The sequence below is a fragment of the Litorivicinus lipolyticus genome (genome assembly GCF_009650135.1).
In the GTDB taxonomy this organism is placed as follows: domain Bacteria; phylum Pseudomonadota; class Gammaproteobacteria; order Pseudomonadales; family Litorivicinaceae; genus Litorivicinus; species Litorivicinus lipolyticus.
The window spans coordinates 2,175,001-2,189,776 of sequence record NZ_CP045871.1 but is presented as its reverse complement, the minus strand read 5'-3'; the positions used below and the strand labels follow the sequence as shown (position 1 = coordinate 2,189,776).

The following is a 14,776-nucleotide window of genomic DNA, read 5'->3' as shown; positions in this document are numbered from 1 at the left end:
ATACTCAACGATAGCGAGCTAAGGTGCTGTTTACGGTCTCGGCATACAGCGTGCCAAACAGGTTTAAGTGGTTGAGTTGGTGGTACAGGTTGAGTAGCTCGGCGCGTGATCGCCACTCGCCGTTCATGCCGCTGGCTTCTTGGTAGGCATCGTAAAAGCGGCCGGCAAATCCGCCAAATTGACAGGTCATGGCCAGGTCCGACTCGGCCCAGCCCCAATACGCGGCCGGATCAATCAATGCCGGTTCCCCTTGTTCATCGGCAATGACATTGCCGCTCCAAAGGTCGCCATGCACCAGTACCGCCGGTGCCGGCGGAATCAATTCAGGCAGTCGCTGGCATAGCTGCTCTATTTGGCGTAACAAGTCGCCGCCGAGGAGGCCGCGTTCCGTCGCGCGCTGGGCCTGTGGCAGTAGCCGCCGGGTCGCGAAAAATTCGTGTCCGTCCGCGCAGGGTGAATTGATCTGAGGGCCGAGTCCGCAATAGTTGTCGCCACTAAATCCAAAGTGAGGGCCTCGGAATTGGTGCAGTTCGGCGAGGCCACGGCCGAGCGATTCCCAGTACCGCGGCGAGCTGGGTGCCGGGTTGAGGTCTTCCATTAGCAAACCATCTTCACCGACAAAATAGACGCGCGGCACGCGCAAGCTTGTCGCCGCGCGCAGTGCCGCAAGACCATCGGCTTCGGCTTGGAAAAAATCAAAGCTCATGCCTGGCTGCTCTTTCCAAATGACCGAGGTGCCTTGGATGAACCGGTAGCGACTGACTTGACTGGACGCGCTGGCGCCGAGGGCCGAGCGCGCTTGGACTTGTTCGAGGCCCTGACCGCGCAGCCAGTGCGCAGCCTCAGGCGCTAGCATTAGCGGGTGCCGTAAACGACCATGGTTTTACCGGAGACCTGGACCAGGCCCTGCTCTTCCAGGTTTTTGAGTACCCGGCCAACCATTTCCCGTGAACAACCAACAATGCGTCCAATCTCCTGGCGAGTGATCTTAATTTGCATGCCGTCCGGGTGGGTCATGGCGTCCGGCTCGCGGGTTAACTCTAGCAGAGTTCGTGCGACCCGGCCGGTCACGTCCAAGAACGCCAGGCTGCCGACTTTGCCGGTGGTGTCGCGCAGGCGATGGGCCATTTGTTGGCCGATGCGTAAAAAGAACTCCGGGTCTTCGCGGATGACTTCTTTGAACTTGGCGTAGCTAATTTCCGCCACTTCGCATTCGGTTTTGGCTTTAATCCAAGCGCTGCGTGTGGGGTGTTCGTCGAACAGGCCCATCTCGCCGATGAAGTCGCCCTTGTTAAGGTAGGCAATAATCATTTCCCGGCCGTCGTCGTCCTCGATCAAGACGGTCACCGAACCTTTGATGATGAAAAACAAAGACTCGGCCTTATCGCCGGCATAAATCAGTGTGCTTTTTGCAGGATAGCGGCGCCGGTGGCAGTGGGAGAGGAAATACTCCAAGTTTTTGTCCGGTTGCGGCATCAGTAACTTGTGCATGACTCTGGTTCCTGCTTGTGTGTGAGTGGCATCACTATTACTGGGTCGACTGTTTCAGGGTATTGCACCTAGGCGCTACGGTGAACTACCTAGGCATTTGCCGTAGACTCGCGACTTTCGCAATCTTTGGAGCAATCGATGGCCCAAACAACGGCAACGATCAAATGGCTGGACGGCATGGCAATGGTTGCCGAATCCGGTTCAGGGCACGGTTTTTTGATGGACGGTGCGCCCGCCAATGGCGGTCGCAATGCAGGCGCCCGACCGATGGAGGTATTGCTGATGGGTTTGGGTGGTTGCACCACCTTTGACGTCATGTCGATTCTTAAAAAGAGTCGCCAGCCGGTCACCGACTGTCTGGTCGAATTATCGGGCACGCGTGCCGATGCGGTGCCGGCGGTTTACACCGACATCCATGTTCATTTCAAAGTGTTTGGCGATGACTTGGACCCAGCCAAAGTCAGCCGAGCGGTGACCCTAAGCGCAGAAAAATACTGCAGTGCGTCACTTATGCTGAGCGCGGGCAACGTCACCATCACCCACAGCTTCGAGGCACTGCCATCTGCGCAGCGCGCGCGCTAAATTCGGTAGGCGGTCGCGGTCATGACCCGCGCAACTTGTTTCATTGCACGCCGCACCAGCGCCGGCAAGGGCTTGCCGCCTTGCTCAAGGGCCGCTTGCCCATGCTCGAATTCGTCCTGCTGCATCTGTGTCAGCACCGCCCGCGAGGCGGCCGCCCCCGGCGGCAGCTGAGTCAGGTGGTCCGCCAGGTGCGCTTCGACGTTTTCTTCGGTGGCATGTACGAACGCTAGGCTGGTTTGATCGTTAACCATTGCCGCGCCGGCACCGATCGCAAAGCTGGCCCCGTAAAACAGCGGATTCAGGCGCGATGGCCGACCGCGGTGTCGCGCTAGTGCCGATTGGCACCAAATCAAGTGATCGACTTCTTCGTCGGCACTGTGCTGCATCTGGGCACGTGTTGTTGGGCTGCGCGCAAACAGTGCTTGGCCCGCGTACAAGCCCTGGGCGCATACCTCGCCGGTGTGATTGACGCGCATTAATCCATTCAGATGAGCCCGCTCGTGCTCGTCCAGCTGATCAGCCAGTCCAGCGCCCGGGTTGTCGCGTTTGGCCTCTCCAAAACTGTCCGTCAGGGTTTTTAAACCCACGTCCAGGGCGTCAATGGCGCGGTCCTTAAAGCTATCCATAGTGCGGCTGCAAGGCCTGTTTTAATGAAGTGCTAAGGGCCGCGACGGCGGCCTTGTCGCTGCTGTCGATGACCCGTGTGCGGGTTTCCTCGTCACCCGATAGGGGTTCCATGGCTGCGCGCTGGTGGGCCAACACGTTGAGGTTGGCGCGATTGGTGTCGGCTGCGACGACGGCGCGCTCGCGGATCTGTTGGGCGACCCACGCGCTCGGCGGCTCGCATTTCAGGATCACCATCAACACACCCTGGGCGTCGGCCAGGCGCTGGAAACGTTCGCGTTGCTTGGCTTTTAGGAAGCTGCCCGAGACCATCACCGGGAAACCGGCGCGTAACAGCTGTTCGGCGTGACGGGCGAGGACACGATAGACCTCGTCGCTGGCAGCGTCGCCGTGGATGCCAGCGTCCAGTTCGGCGTCCGTCGGGGCGTCTATCGCCATGCCGTTCATGCGCCGGCGCTCGACGTCGGTGCGCAGTCGAATGACGCCCAGATCCTCGACCAGTCGGTTGGACAATTCGCCCTTACCACAACCAATGGTGCCCTGGGTGATAATCAAAAATCGGTGCGCCACTTGGGTGTAGCTCTCGGCGCGATCGGCATATTGGCGGTACAGGGTCAACGGCGCTGTGCTGGCTTCGGCGCTGATTTTGGCCGGTTCCAATTGCAGCAAGGCGCTTTTGGCCCGAACCATGGCTCGGTAGGCTTTGTACGGCAGGTAGACCCACATGCCGTGATAGTCGCCGGTGGTTTCCAACCAGGCGTTAATCAGCCGGTTGGCAAATGCCTGCTGGCCGCGCGCTTCCAAATCCATGACCAAGTTGGCGATTTCGCTGATGACATCGACGAAGCGAAATTCACTGCGGTACTCAACGCAGTCGACGCAATGGTAGCCCCAGTCATCGACAATAATGTGCCCGGCATGCAGGTCACCGTGTACTTCGCGCACGCGACCTTGGTCTTTGCGCTCGGACATGCGCGGCCACAGCCGCTTCAATGCTTCGTCCGCCCAACCGCTGAGTTGCTCAAGTTGCTCCAGGTCTTGGCGTTCGCTCAACACCGGCTGGACCTGTTGAAAATTGAGCAGCGCCGGGGCGGCCAACTCGGTAGGGTCGCCAAACGGCGAGTCGCTCGGCGCCGGCGCACACTGGGCTTGATAGTGGGCCAGGTAGACCGCCAGCGTGGCGGCATCGTCGGTCAGCAATGGATGCCCGTCCAGCTGTTGTTCGCTGTTCCAGCGACGCATGTGGACCAGCGTGTCGAGCAGCTCGCCGCTGCCATTCAAGGTCGGCGCGTCCGGATCGCCATTCAGTGTGGCCACGCCGAGGTAGTAGTCCGGCGCGGTGCGCCGGTTGAGGCGAATTTCTTCGTCACAAAAGAACGCGCGGTTCTCTAATGTTGAGGTGTCCACAAAGTACAGGGCGACCGGTTTTTTGAGTTTCCAGGCGTCGTCGCCGGCCAAAAACACCCAACTCAAGTGGGTTTCTTTGATCTCAAACTGCTCTGCTGTGACGCCCCAAAACTCAGGTTGTTTCAGCACCGACAGATTCACTGACTGCACACAGACTCCTAGCTAACGTGTTTAGTGTCGGATCACTTTATACTCGCACCCATGGAAACGAAACAACGTGGGGCTCGACTGGCCCTAAAACTTGCATTGACCGGGTCGGTGGTCGTGGCGCTATGGGTCATTTGGCTGAATGCGCGGGTCACCCAGGTGCTCGACGACTTTCGTTGGGAGGTGCCGGCCAAAATCTACGCCCGGGCACTGGAGATCTACCCAGGGGCGCGCCTCTCACCGGATCAGCTGGAGGGTGAGCTGCGGCGTTTAGGCTATCAAAAATCCTCGACATCGGGACCGGGGCGCTATTTGCGTGCCGGCAATCGCGTTCAGGTCTTTACCCGCGGCTTTGTCTTTCCAGACGGGGCGGAGCCTGCGCGGCGCTTGAACCTAACCTTTGCCGCCAGCACCATCGCGACCCTCGAGGGCGCCGCGATCGCGCGTTTGGAGCCGCCGCTGATCGGCACCTTGGTGCCCGGTTCGGGCGAGGACCGAACCTTGTTGCGAGCGGCGGACACCCCCGCACTGTTAAGCCAAGGCTTGTTGGCGGTCGAGGATCGGCGCTTTCAACAGCACCTGGGGTTGGATGTGCGCGGTTTGGCGCGGGCGATGGTGACCAACGTCAAAGCAGGGCGTGTGGTTCAAGGCGGCAGCACCTTGACGCAGCAGCTGGTCAAGAACTTGTTTTTAACGCGGGATAAAACCTTGACCCGCAAGCTCAATGAAGCGGCCATGGCGCTGCTGGTGGAATGGCACTACGACAAGGCATTCATCCTGCAGGCCTACCTCAACCAAGCGTATTTAGGCCAGAGTGGCGATCGCGCCATTCATGGCTTTTCGCGCGCCTCGGCTTATTGGTTTGCGCGCCCGCTGGCCGAGCTTGCGCCTGCGGATTTGGCCGTGCTGGTCGGTCTGGTTAAGGGGCCGAGTGCATTTAACCCGCGCCGGCACCCGACACGTGCGCTTAATCGGCGCAACGCGGTGTTGGATGTATGGCTGCGCGAGGGCTTATTAAGTGACGCGGAGCACGCCCGAGCACGGACTGCGCCATTGGGCGTTAGCGAGCGTCCTGGCACCCAGCAAGGGCGTTTCCCCGGCTACCTGAGGCTGGTCAAGCAGGCGCTGTTAGAGCGCTACCCCAAAGACGTGCTGGAAACTGAGGGGCTGACGGTACTGACGCCGCTGGACCCGATTTTGCAGGACTCGATGGCGGCCAGTGCTCGCGCCCGCTTGGCCCAGTTTGAAAAAGCCGGCCGCGGATCGAATTTGCAGGCAGCGGCGGTGGTGTTGGCTGCCGGCACCGGCGAAGTTCGTGCCCTGTTGGGGGATCGCGCCGGTCAAGGCATCGGCTTTGACCGTGCCTTGGATGCGCGGCGTCAAGTTGGCTCGTTGCTAAAACCGCTGGTTTACCTGCATGCGTTCGAACAGGGCCTGAATGCGCTCAGCCCGGTCGACGATGTGCCAGTTTCGATCACGACCTCGGACGGGGTCTGGCAGCCGAAAAACTACAGCGGTGACTTTGACGGTCAGGTGCCTTTGTTCGTGGCCCTCAGTGAAAGCAAAAACCTGGCGGCGGTTACGCTGGCTCAGCGGCTGGGCTTTGCCGCGACGGCAAAAACTGCCCAGCGCGCGGGCGTCGAGGTTAACCCGGACTTGCCCAGTTGGGTGCTGGGGGCGCATTTGATGTCGCCGTACCAGGTCGCCCAGCTTTACGCCCTGTTTGCGAATGACGGGTTTGAAGTGCCGCCTAAGTTAATACGCGCGGTGTTGCGCCCAGACGGCGAAGGGGTCGATCCGTACCCGACCCAGCCCAGCGCGCGGCTGGATTCGCGTGGTGTCTATCAGTTGCAGCAGGTGCTGGCCCAAGTCATGTCACGCGGCACCGGGCGCTTTATTGGTGAGCGTCTTGGGCGTTCGGTGGCGGGTAAAAGTGGTACCAGTAATGACCAGCGCGATTCTTGGTTTGCCGGTTTTGACGCGGCCAATGTGGTCGCTGTGTGGGTCGGCTCGGATGATAACCAGGCCACGCGCTTGACCGGTTCATCCGGGGCCGGGCTGGTGTGGTTGGACGTCATGCGGACCTTTCCCGGGGCCGGTTTAGGGTTTCGTCAACCGGCCGGCGTCGAGGTCGTTTGGGTTGATGATCTGGGCCGTTTGGCCAGTGCCGACTGCCCCAGCGCCCAGCAAGTTGTGGTACAAAGCGATCGCATGCCGGAGCCTGGACAGTGCAGCAACGCCCCGAGTCTATGGAGTCGGGTAAAACAGATTTTTGGAGGTTAGTGTGATTCGGATTGGTTTAGTGGTGGCGTCATTCGTGTTAGCAGGTTGTGCCTCGGGTTTGCGTGTACCGCCGCCGATAATCGACGGCACCCAAAACGCCGGCGAGCAAGACCGGGTGCGCAAGGCCCCGGCGCGGGCTGATGTGCCAGCCGCGGTCACGACGCCGGCCACCACGGCCGTGGTGCGCGGCAAAACCCAGCCGGTTGAGGTGGCGAAAATCGAATCGCAGCCGATGGCCGATGAGCCGGCCAGCACAACGCCGATTTCGGAGCCGGTGTTGGAACTGCTGGACACCGCGGACCAGCAAGCCAGCGGCGGCAAAAATGACGAGGCCATGGCGACCTTGGAGCGGGCCTTGCGCTTGGCCCCACGCGAGCCGGAGATTTATTACCAGATGGGCCGTTTGCGGCTGGAAATGGGTCAGGCGGGCGAGGCCGAACAGTTGGCGTTGAAAGCCGTTGACCTGGCGCCCGACAGTTTCGTGCGACGCGACAGTTGGAACCTGGTTGCGCTGGCGCGCGAACGTGCCGGCAATGCCGCGGGTGCGACCGCGGCACGCGCCAAGGCGCGCGGCCTTTAGCCGGCGCGAGCGGCCTTGAAGGCGACCCGGGCCGCGCTCAAGGTCTGATCCAAGTCAGCCTGGGTGTGGGCTGCGCTGATAAACCCAGCCTCATAGTGGCTGGGCGCTAAATACACGCCTTGATCGAGCATGCTGTGAAAGAACCGGTTGAACGCCGGGGCGTCACAGGCCGTGGCCTGCTCAAAGCTGGTGACGCGCTCGGCGTCACTAAAGAAGAAGCCAAACATGCCGCCGGCCATTTCCGTGCACAGCGGAACCCCGGCCTCGTGCGCGGCGGTTTTCAGGCCCGCAGTCAGGACGTCGGTCTTGTTTTGCAGCTTGTCAAAGAAACCCTCGGCGCTGAGGCCTTTCAGGGTTTCCAGGCCCGCCGCCATCGCTACTGGGTTACCGCTTAATGTGCCGGCTTGGTACACGGGGCCTTCCGGCGCCAGCTGCGCCATCACATCGGCGCGGCCACCAAAGGCTCCAACCGGCATGCCGCCGCCGATGACTTTACCCAAACAGGTCAGGTCCGGCGTGATGCCCTGTAATGACTGAGCGCCGCCAGCGGCGACACGAAAGCCAGTCATGACTTCATCGTAGATCAACAGCGTGCCGTGCTCGGTGCACAGCGTCCGCATCGCCTCCAAGTAACCGTCCAAGGGCTTGATCATGTTCATATTGCCAGTGATCGGCTCCAAGATGACCGCGGCAATGCGATCACCCGCTTCGCTGAACACCTGGTGCAAGGCCGCCACATCGTTGTACGGCAGCGTGTAGGTGAACTGAGCCAATTCAGCCGGCACGCCCGGGCTGGTGGGGACGCCCAGCGTCAACGCGCCAGAGCCGGCCTTGACCAGCAACGAATCGCTGTGGCCGTGGTAGCAGCCTTCAAACTTGAGGATCACATCGCGACCGGTGAATCCGCGCGCCAGACGAATCGCGCTCATAGTGGCTTCGGTACCGGATGAACACAGTCGCAGTTTTTCGATACTGGGCATCAGTGTTTTGACCGCGATCGCCAGCTCAGTTTCTTTCTCCGAGGGCGCGCCATAGCTCAGCCCCAACTCGATCGCCTCGCGCACCGCCTGCAGGACCTGCTCGTTGGCATGGCCCAGTATCATCGGTCCCCACGAACCGATGTAGTCGATGTAGCGTTGGTTGTCAGGGCCATACAGGTAGGCGCCTTTGGCTTTGGACACAAACAACGGGGTGCCGCCAACGGACTTGAACGCACGCACGGGGCTGTTGACGCCGCCGACGAGGTGTTTTTGGGCGTTTTCAAATAGGGGGGTCGAGGCATTCATGCAGGTGGCTCCGAAAATTAGAACGGTTTTAAGATGGCGAGGAAGACCACGGCGATCAAGATCACGACCGGGAACTCATTGAACCAGCGAAAGTAGGTTTCAGTTTTAGGGTTTTCGTCGCGCGCAAAGGCTTTGACGTGTTTGCCGCATAGGCCGTGATAGCCAGACAGGATCAATACCAATACCAGTTTGACGTGCAACCAGCCGCTCGACGCTACCCCGGGGTTCATCGAGATGAGGGTGATGCCTAAAATCCAGACCGCAATCATCGAGGGCGTCATGATGCCCTTGAGCAGTCGGCGTTCCATGATGCAAAAACGTTCGCGGCTGATGCTGTCGTCGGCACTGCGGTGATAAACAAACAGGCGCGGCAAGTAAAACAGGGCCGCGAACCAGGTCACGATCGCGATTAAGTGCAGGGCTTTAATAGTTAGATACGTCATTGGAACTGATCCTCGAGTTGAGTGCGCCATATGATGCCATTGAGGCGGCCGTTTGGGTGGCGAAAGTATGCGCCTTGGGCGTGACTGGCGCGGGTATGCGCCCACACCTCCGCTAAGGTGGCGTCGTTATGCATGCGTTCAAGGGTATGGCCTTGGATTACGGTGGCCAAATCACTGCCCGGGGCCAGCTCGTTGCTGGCTTTAACGAACTCGAGCCACTCCATGGCCCGCATTTGTCGGCGCCCGACTCCCCAGACCACTACGTCCGCAGGCTTGGGCAAACCGTTAAAGCGGCGGTTGATTTGAACCACATTGTTGCGAATGGCGGCATCGACACCGAGGTGGTGCATAGGGTGGTTTGATCGGTGCAGGGCCAGCGGCCGTCCAGCATCGGCTAGCTGGTGCACGAAGAGCCCCTCTTGACCGAGCAGTCGGTGCAGCAAAATAGCGATCGCAACGGCGGTCATGGCCGGCAAAATTAAGTCCGTTTGCTGGCTCAGCTCGATCACGGCTAACACCGCAGCTAAGGGCGCAAACAACGCCCCCCCCATGACCGCAGTCATGCCGATCAGCGTCAATAGCGGATCCGGCGCGCCCGAGGCCAGGCCCACCAGTGCCCCCCAGGCTGCGCCCATCAGTAACAGCGGGCCGATAAAGCCGATCGGCATCCCCAGCCCCAGGCTAAGCCCGGTGACTAACAGTTTGCACACCAACAACAACACCAGCAGCTGCCACACGCTGGGCGTCGCTAACAGATCACCCAGGACATAAAATCCGTCGCCCATAACGTCGGGCACGAATACACCGACGGCGCCGCAAATGACTCCGGCCCAGATCACGCCAAAGCGCGGCCGGTGCTGGGCGGTGGTTCGAACAACCCAGTTGAAGGCCGCTGAAATCAGTCCGCTGCCCAACCCCAGGACCAACACCCAGCCCAAATCGGGGCTTTGCATGCTGCTTAAATCGGGAATCGACACCAGTGGCGCGCCGACCAGTATGCCGATCAGCCATGAGGCGGCGACGGCCGCGGCGATGATTGGCAGGAACCCTGCGACGGTGTATTCCATCACCACCACTTCCATGGCAAAGGCGACGCCGGCGAGCGGGGTGCCAAAGGTGCTGGAAATCGCAGCCGCGGCGCCGGCACCGACAAACACCCGCAGGTTATTGCGCGGCAGGTGCATGCGCTCGGTCATCCAAGCGCCAAAGGTGGCGCCGAGGTGGACCGCAGGGCCTTCGCGGCCACCGCTTTGGCCACTGGCCAGCAGCACCGGGGTCAACAGGAATTGCAGTATGGCGTTCGTCACCGGCCAGTGACGCGGCGCCCGGTGCAAGGTTTCGATGACATGGCCGACGCCCAATTGGGCGCGATTTTGGTGGCGCTGTAATAGTGCATAGCAGGCGATCGCACCGGCAATCGGTAGCAGCAGTCGCTGCCACCACGGCCAGTCTTCAAACTGAGACGCGCTGGCAGCCACATCTATCAGTTCATGGAACATCATGACGATGACCGCCACGGCCATGCCAATGACCAGGCCGATCAGGGTCTGAAAGACGAACTCGTCGCCCTGGGACAGGCGCCGGCGAAAAGCGAAAAACGACATCCACACTCCAATTGGGCTTGGGGTATCATAGGCGACCCTAGTACTGAGGTCATCATGGTAAAAATCGGCATTGTCGGCGGCACGGGTTACACCGGGGTCGAATTGTTGCGCATCCTGTGCGCGCACCCCCACGCACAGCTTTGCGCGATAACGTCGCGCACCGAAGCGGGTCGACCGGTGGCGGATTTATACCCGAACCTTCGAGGCCACACCGATCTGTGCTTCGTCGAGCCCAGCGAAGCCGCCTTGGCAGGTTGCGACTTGGTGTTTTTTGCGACGCCGCACGGGGTCGCTATGGCCCAAGCTCCGGCCTTGTTAGCGCGCGGCATCAAGGTGGTCGATTTGTCGGCTGACTTTAGGTTGCGTGATCTGGACGTGTTCGCCCAGTGGTACGGCATGACCCATAGCGCGCCGGACTGGGCCGCCAAAGCGGTCTATGGATTGCCCGAGCTTAACCGTGCTGACATTCAGTCGGCGGACTTGGTGGCGGCGCCGGGGTGCTACCCGACCGCGGTTCAGTTGGCGCTGGCACCACTGTTGGCGGCGGGTCTTGTGGACCCCAGCGATTTGATTGCCGATTGTAAAAGCGGCGTGTCCGGCGCCGGCCGTGGCGCCAACGTCGGTGCCCTGTTTGCCGAGGTTAATGACAGCTTTAAAGCCTACGGTGTGTCGGGTCACCGTCATCTGCCGGAAATCAGCCAGCAGCTGTCGATTGCGGCGGGGACCCCAGTAGGCTTGGTCTTTACCCCACATTTGACGCCCATGACCCGTGGCATTCACGCCACCTGTTACGCGCGGTTGACCGCGGACGCTGACCTTCAGGCGCTGTTTGAATCGACCTATGCGGACGAACCCATGGTCGATGTCATGCCGGCCGGTTCGCATCCGGAAACCCGGTCCGTGCGCGGTTCGAATCAGTGCCGTTTGGCGGTCCATCGTGCGCCTGGTTCGGACCGGGTGGTGGTGCTGGCGGTCGAAGACAACTTGGTCAAGGGCGCGTCCGGTCAGGCGGTGCAGTGTATGAACCTGATGTTGGGGCTGGACGAAAGCGCGGGCCTTGGCGGCATCGGTTTGCTACCTTAGTCTTGAAATAGGGTGCACCTGCAGCCACTCAAGCGGATCAGGAGAAGACAATGACTCAGCAGTATATTCCCCAGCCGATTGCGGTCACCGCCAGTGCGGTCAACAAAGTACGTGGGTTGGTGATCGAAGAAGAGAACCCAGCCCTAAAGCTGCGGGTATTCGTCACCGGCGGTGGGTGCAGCGGATTTCAATACGGCTTCACATTTGATGACGCCGTCAATGAGGACGATACCCAAGTGGCGGTCGACGACGTTACAGTATTGGTCGATCCCCTCAGCTACCAATACCTGGTCGGCTCGGAAGTTGACTATAAAGAGGGGCTGGAGGGCAGTCGATTTGTGGTCAACAATCCGAATGCGACATCAACCTGTGGTTGCGGCGCTAGCTTTACTGTTTAGCGGCTCCTTGCTGGCAGCGGCGCTACCAGGCGCCCAGTTGGTCCCGCTACAAGCACCGTCTTTTACCCAACTCAGTAATCATAACTTTGACGAACTCAGTGCGCTGTTAATGCGCGCCGACGATTTGGCGCGGGCGTCCAATTTTAGCCCGGTGGAGCCCGTCACCTTTGTCTTGCACGGTGACGAAATCAATCTGTTCAAGCGCGCTAACTATGGGGTCAACCAGTCATTGGTTGACTTGGCGGCGCGACTGGACGCATTCAAAGTGATTGACGTTCGTGTTTGCGAAACCTGGCTGCGAGACAACCAAGTGGCGGTCACGGATTTGCCGCCCTTCGTTGAACTGGTGCCCTTTGGCCCCAGCTTCCAAGCCGGCCTGGCCCGCTCAGGTGCAATTCCGTTTTAGCCTAAATTTCGAACAGTGTGCCGTACAGTCCTGCGCTGCTGGCGCCGGTGATGGTGCCCAAATCCAAGCGCTGGCGTGCCAGCCGGCAGTGCCCAAACCATGCAAATGCGGTCGCCCCGACCTGGCCCACTGGAATGCCCAACTCATCACTTAGGCGTGTCGGCAGGCTGCACAATTGGCCAATGCGCTCCACCAGTGCCCGATTATTAGCGCCGCCCCCGCACAACACCACGTCCGTCGGTGCCACGGGGCACGCTGCCAAGTGCTTCGAAATCGACCACGCGGTCAATTCCAGTAACGTCGCCATAACGTCCACCGGGCTTGGCTTGGTCGCCAGTGTTTTGAGGGTTTGGTCAAGCCAGCTGATGGTGAACAAGCCTGGGCCTGCGGCCTTGGGCGAGGGCTGATCGAAAAAGGGTTCGGCTCTGAGTACGCGCAATAGATCCGTGCTGACTCGGCCTTGCCGTGCCCATGCGCCGTCCATGTCCCAGCGCAGGTTTAGGTGGCGTTCAGCCCACGCATCCATCAGTAAGTTGCCAGGCCCAATTTCGTCACCTGATAATTCACCTTTCGGCCCCAGGTAGGTCAGATGTGCCATGCCGCTGATGCCGACGACGGCGCGGGCAATGCCATCCAGATCGAACAGTCGCTGGTGAAAAGCCGCGCTTAGCGGGGCGCCTTGGCCGCCCAAGGCCATGTCTGTATTGCGGAATTCGGCGATGACCGGGGTTTGGCAACGCGCCGCAATACGTTCAGGTTGCAGCGCTTGGAAGGCGTGTAATCCGGGCAAGTGGGCCAGGCTTTGACCCTGAACGGCGATGCCATCGACGGCGCCGTGCTGCTGGATCATGCGCAGTGCCAAGTCCGCAAACCACTCCGATAAGTCCACTTTAAAGCGGGCAATGGCGACAAAATCGATGCGCTCACCATCAGCCAGCGCAGCCGCCTGGTCATGCAGTGCGTCGGGGTAGGGGTGGTGTTCCGCAGCGATAACGGTGGGGTGGTCATCAAAGGTCGCCAGTACCAGGTCGGCGCCGTCAAGACTGGTGCCGGTCATCAGGCCAATGACCCGATGCGCGCTCAGTTTGCGCGCTCCAGTTGGGCCAGTTGGGTTTGCCGTAGGCCTTCGATCAGTGCGACCTTGGTGGCGATGGCGTCGCCGAACCGTGCCATCTCGCTGCTTGGCAATGACTTGGCTTTTGGCAGTTTCGCCAGCACCGTGCGCGGGTTGCGGTGGGCGCCGTTCAAAATAAATTCATAGTGCAGGTGCGGGCCGGTTGCCAAGCCGGTTGCGCCCACGTAGCCGATGACCTGGCCTTGGCGGACGCGCTTGCCCGAGCTCGCTGCGATCCGGGACATGTGCGCGTAGCGCGTTTCGACACCGCCGGCGTGCTTTACGATCACGGTCTTGCCATAGCCGCCCTTGGTGCCCGAGAAACTGACTCGGCCGTCACCGGATGCGTAAATAGGCGTTCCGGTTGGGGCTGCGTAGTCGGTGCCTTTATGGGCCCGAATTTTGCCCAGTACCGGGTGCTTGCGGGCCAGCTTAAAGTTGGAACTAATGCGGGAGTAATTCAGCGGCGCGAGTAAAAACGCTTTGCGCATGCTGGTGCCTTTTTCGTCGTAGTAGCCGAAGTAGCCTTCACTGTCTTGGTAGCGATAGGCCGAAAAGCGTTCGCCAGAGTTGGTGAATTCAGCGGCGACAATGCGGCCCTCGCCGATCTTTTTGCCTTCCAGAAACTGCTCTTCATAGACAACGTGGAAGTAATCGCCGGCGCGCAGGTCGTAAACGAAGTTGATGACGTGGCCAAAAATGTTGGCCAAGTTCATGGTTTGGCGCTCGCTCAGTCCGGCATCTTTGCCGGCATAGAATAGGCTGCCCTTAATGACGCCGGTCGCGTGTGCCAGCCGTATGTCCGGTACGCGCTCGACCAGGTCCACCGTGACGCTGTCGCCGGTGGCATCGAAGACGTAGGTTTTCAGGTCGGTTTGCAGGTATTCAAGCTTTTCGACACGGCTGTCCCGGGCCAGTACTCGGATCTGTTGGCCGGGCTTGATGCTGTAAAGCCGCCGCTTGCTGTCGGCACTGGTGATGCGGAACAGCTCGGCGCTGGACAAGCCGGCTCGTTGAAACAGCGCTGACATCGAATCGCCCGACTTGACGGTTAGGGTTTGCCAGGGTTCTACCGGTTCTACCGGTTCTACCGGTTCTACCGGTTCCAGCTGGTTCGTCTTTGCGGTGCTGTCAAAGGCTGATGGCTCGGCCGGTTTGGCCGGGCTTGGCAAGTCAGTCGTCACCACGTCGATGCCGGTAGTGGTGGCGCTGGGCTGCACACGCTGCGCGCTGGCGAGCGGCAACACCGTTGTCGACGACTGCGGTGCTGGCGTCGCCGGCAGGTCAATCACCACACGCCGGCTATCGGGCTGGGCGTTTTCTGCGGC

The 14,776-nt window shown here is 60.5% G+C and carries 15 protein-coding genes (1 of these 15 cut by a window edge); 6 read left to right on the top strand and 9 right to left on the bottom strand.

Going from position 1 to position 14,776, the window contains the following annotated elements:
* Positions 1 to 4 precede the first annotated feature (4 nt).
* Together GH975_RS11180 and crp are read right to left on the bottom strand one after the other, a co-directional pair.
* Complete coding sequence (locus tag GH975_RS11180) at positions 5 to 856, bottom strand: fructosamine kinase family protein (RefSeq protein WP_153714597.1); 852 nt, start codon at positions 854 to 856, stop codon at positions 5 to 7.
* The gene (gene crp / locus GH975_RS11175) at positions 856 to 1,491 is read right to left on the bottom strand and encodes a cAMP-activated global transcriptional regulator CRP (RefSeq protein WP_153714596.1); all 636 of its coding nucleotides are present in this window, start codon (positions 1,489 to 1,491) and stop codon (positions 856 to 858) included. The genes GH975_RS11180 and crp overlap by 1 nt, the downstream gene beginning before the upstream one ends.
* A 138-nt stretch (positions 1,492 to 1,629) precedes the next feature.
* Here crp and GH975_RS11170 point away from each other — a divergent pair, with 138 nt between their 5' ends.
* Positions 1,630 to 2,073, top strand: coding sequence for an OsmC family protein (locus GH975_RS11170; RefSeq protein WP_153714595.1), 444 nt, complete (start codon positions 1,630 to 1,632; stop codon positions 2,071 to 2,073).
* On the opposite strand, the gene coq7 is transcribed toward GH975_RS11170, so the two are convergent.
* Positions 2,070 to 2,699 (bottom strand): 2-polyprenyl-3-methyl-6-methoxy-1,4-benzoquinone monooxygenase, encoded by a 630-nt coding sequence (coq7, locus tag GH975_RS11165; RefSeq protein ID WP_153714594.1) that lies wholly within the window; start codon positions 2,697 to 2,699, stop codon positions 2,070 to 2,072. The genes GH975_RS11170 and coq7 overlap by 4 nt on opposite strands.
* Positions 2,692 to 4,254 carry a bifunctional aminoglycoside phosphotransferase/ATP-binding protein gene (locus GH975_RS11160; protein ID WP_153714593.1) on the bottom strand — a complete coding sequence of 521 codons (1,563 nt, stop codon included), beginning with the start codon at positions 4,252 to 4,254 and terminating at the stop codon, positions 2,692 to 2,694. Before GH975_RS11160 ends, coq7 begins: the two co-directional genes overlap by 8 nt.
* Positions 4,255 to 4,305: 51 nt before the next feature.
* On the opposite strand from GH975_RS11160, the gene GH975_RS11155 reads away from it, so the two are divergent.
* Both GH975_RS11155 and GH975_RS11150 read left to right on the top strand, forming a co-directional pair.
* Complete coding sequence (locus tag GH975_RS11155; protein ID WP_153714592.1) at positions 4,306 to 6,534, top strand: transglycosylase domain-containing protein; 2,229 nt, start codon at positions 4,306 to 4,308, stop codon at positions 6,532 to 6,534.
* A gap of 1 nt (position 6,535) precedes the next feature.
* A complete protein-coding gene (locus GH975_RS11150) occupies positions 6,536 to 7,114 on the top strand; it encodes a tetratricopeptide repeat protein (RefSeq protein WP_153714591.1) in 579 nt (192 codons plus the stop codon).
* On the opposite strand, the gene hemL is transcribed toward GH975_RS11150, so the two are convergent.
* The 3 genes from hemL to GH975_RS11135 are packed head-to-tail and all read right to left on the bottom strand — an operon-like array spanning position 7,111 to position 10,447.
* Positions 7,111 to 8,400 carry a glutamate-1-semialdehyde 2,1-aminomutase gene (hemL, locus tag GH975_RS11145; protein ID WP_153714590.1) on the bottom strand — a complete coding sequence of 430 codons (1,290 nt, stop codon included), beginning with the start codon at positions 8,398 to 8,400 and terminating at the stop codon, positions 7,111 to 7,113. The two genes, GH975_RS11150 and hemL, sit on opposite strands and share 4 nt — an antisense overlap.
* Positions 8,401 to 8,417: 17 nt before the next feature.
* Entirely contained in the window at positions 8,418 to 8,843 is a 426-nt protein-coding gene (hemJ, locus tag GH975_RS11140; protein ID WP_153714589.1) for a protoporphyrinogen oxidase HemJ, read from the bottom strand.
* Positions 8,840 to 10,447, bottom strand: a complete 1,608-nt coding sequence (locus tag GH975_RS11135) for a chloride channel protein (protein ID WP_153714588.1) — start codon at positions 10,445 to 10,447, stop codon at positions 8,840 to 8,842. The genes hemJ and GH975_RS11135 overlap by 4 nt, the downstream gene beginning before the upstream one ends.
* Before the next feature lie 54 nt (positions 10,448 to 10,501).
* Here GH975_RS11135 and argC point away from each other — a divergent pair, with 54 nt between their 5' ends.
* Genes argC through GH975_RS11120 form a run of 3 tightly spaced genes read left to right on the top strand, consistent with a single transcriptional unit; the run spans position 10,502 to position 12,334 of the window.
* Positions 10,502 to 11,530 carry an N-acetyl-gamma-glutamyl-phosphate reductase gene (gene argC, locus GH975_RS11130; RefSeq protein ID WP_153714587.1) on the top strand — a complete coding sequence of 343 codons (1,029 nt, stop codon included), beginning with the start codon at positions 10,502 to 10,504 and terminating at the stop codon, positions 11,528 to 11,530.
* A gap of 50 nt (positions 11,531 to 11,580) precedes the next feature.
* Complete coding sequence (gene erpA / locus GH975_RS11125) at positions 11,581 to 11,928, top strand: iron-sulfur cluster insertion protein ErpA (protein WP_153714586.1); 348 nt, start codon at positions 11,581 to 11,583, stop codon at positions 11,926 to 11,928.
* A 37-nt stretch (positions 11,929 to 11,965) separates the two neighbouring features.
* Positions 11,966 to 12,334 carry a hypothetical protein gene (locus GH975_RS11120; protein WP_153714585.1) on the top strand — a complete coding sequence of 123 codons (369 nt, stop codon included), beginning with the start codon at positions 11,966 to 11,968 and terminating at the stop codon, positions 12,332 to 12,334.
* A gap of 1 nt (position 12,335) precedes the next feature.
* Here the strand turns inward: GH975_RS11120 and GH975_RS11115 are convergent, their stop codons facing one another.
* The gene (locus tag GH975_RS11115) at positions 12,336 to 13,394 is read right to left on the bottom strand and encodes an anhydro-N-acetylmuramic acid kinase (RefSeq protein ID WP_272482795.1); all 1,059 of its coding nucleotides are present in this window, start codon (positions 13,392 to 13,394) and stop codon (positions 12,336 to 12,338) included.
* A gap of 20 nt (positions 13,395 to 13,414) precedes the next feature.
* Positions 13,415 to 14,776: the 3' portion of a M23 family metallopeptidase gene (locus GH975_RS11110; protein WP_153714583.1), read on the bottom strand. It continues 96 nt past the right edge of the window; 1,362 of the gene's 1,458 nt are visible here — the last part of the coding sequence; the start codon falls outside the window, past its right edge — the gene reads right to left on this strand; it ends in the stop codon at positions 13,415 to 13,417.

Excerpts from the sequence above, each read along its gene's own strand:
- GH975_RS11155 (WP_153714592.1), top strand. The coding sequence starts at position 4,306 with ATGGAAACGAAACAACGTGGGGCTCGACTGGCCCTAAAACTTGCATTG.
- GH975_RS11135 (WP_153714588.1), bottom strand. The coding sequence starts at position 10,447 with ATGTCGTTTTTCGCTTTTCGCCGGCGCCTGTCCCAGGGCGACGAGTTC.
- argC (WP_153714587.1), top strand. The coding sequence starts at position 10,502 with ATGGTAAAAATCGGCATTGTCGGCGGCACGGGTTACACCGGGGTCGAA.
- coq7 (WP_153714594.1), bottom strand. The coding sequence starts at position 2,699 with ATGGATAGCTTTAAGGACCGCGCCATTGACGCCCTGGACGTGGGTTTA.
- GH975_RS11170 (WP_153714595.1), top strand. The coding sequence starts at position 1,630 with ATGGCCCAAACAACGGCAACGATCAAATGGCTGGACGGCATGGCAATG.
- hemL (WP_153714590.1), bottom strand. The coding sequence starts at position 8,400 with ATGAATGCCTCGACCCCCCTATTTGAAAACGCCCAAAAACACCTCGTC.
- hemJ (WP_153714589.1), bottom strand. The coding sequence starts at position 8,843 with ATGACGTATCTAACTATTAAAGCCCTGCACTTAATCGCGATCGTGACC.
- erpA (WP_153714586.1), top strand. The coding sequence starts at position 11,581 with ATGACTCAGCAGTATATTCCCCAGCCGATTGCGGTCACCGCCAGTGCG.
- GH975_RS11180 (WP_153714597.1), bottom strand. The coding sequence starts at position 856 with ATGCTAGCGCCTGAGGCTGCGCACTGGCTGCGCGGTCAGGGCCTCGAA.
- crp (WP_153714596.1), bottom strand. The coding sequence starts at position 1,491 with ATGCACAAGTTACTGATGCCGCAACCGGACAAAAACTTGGAGTATTTC.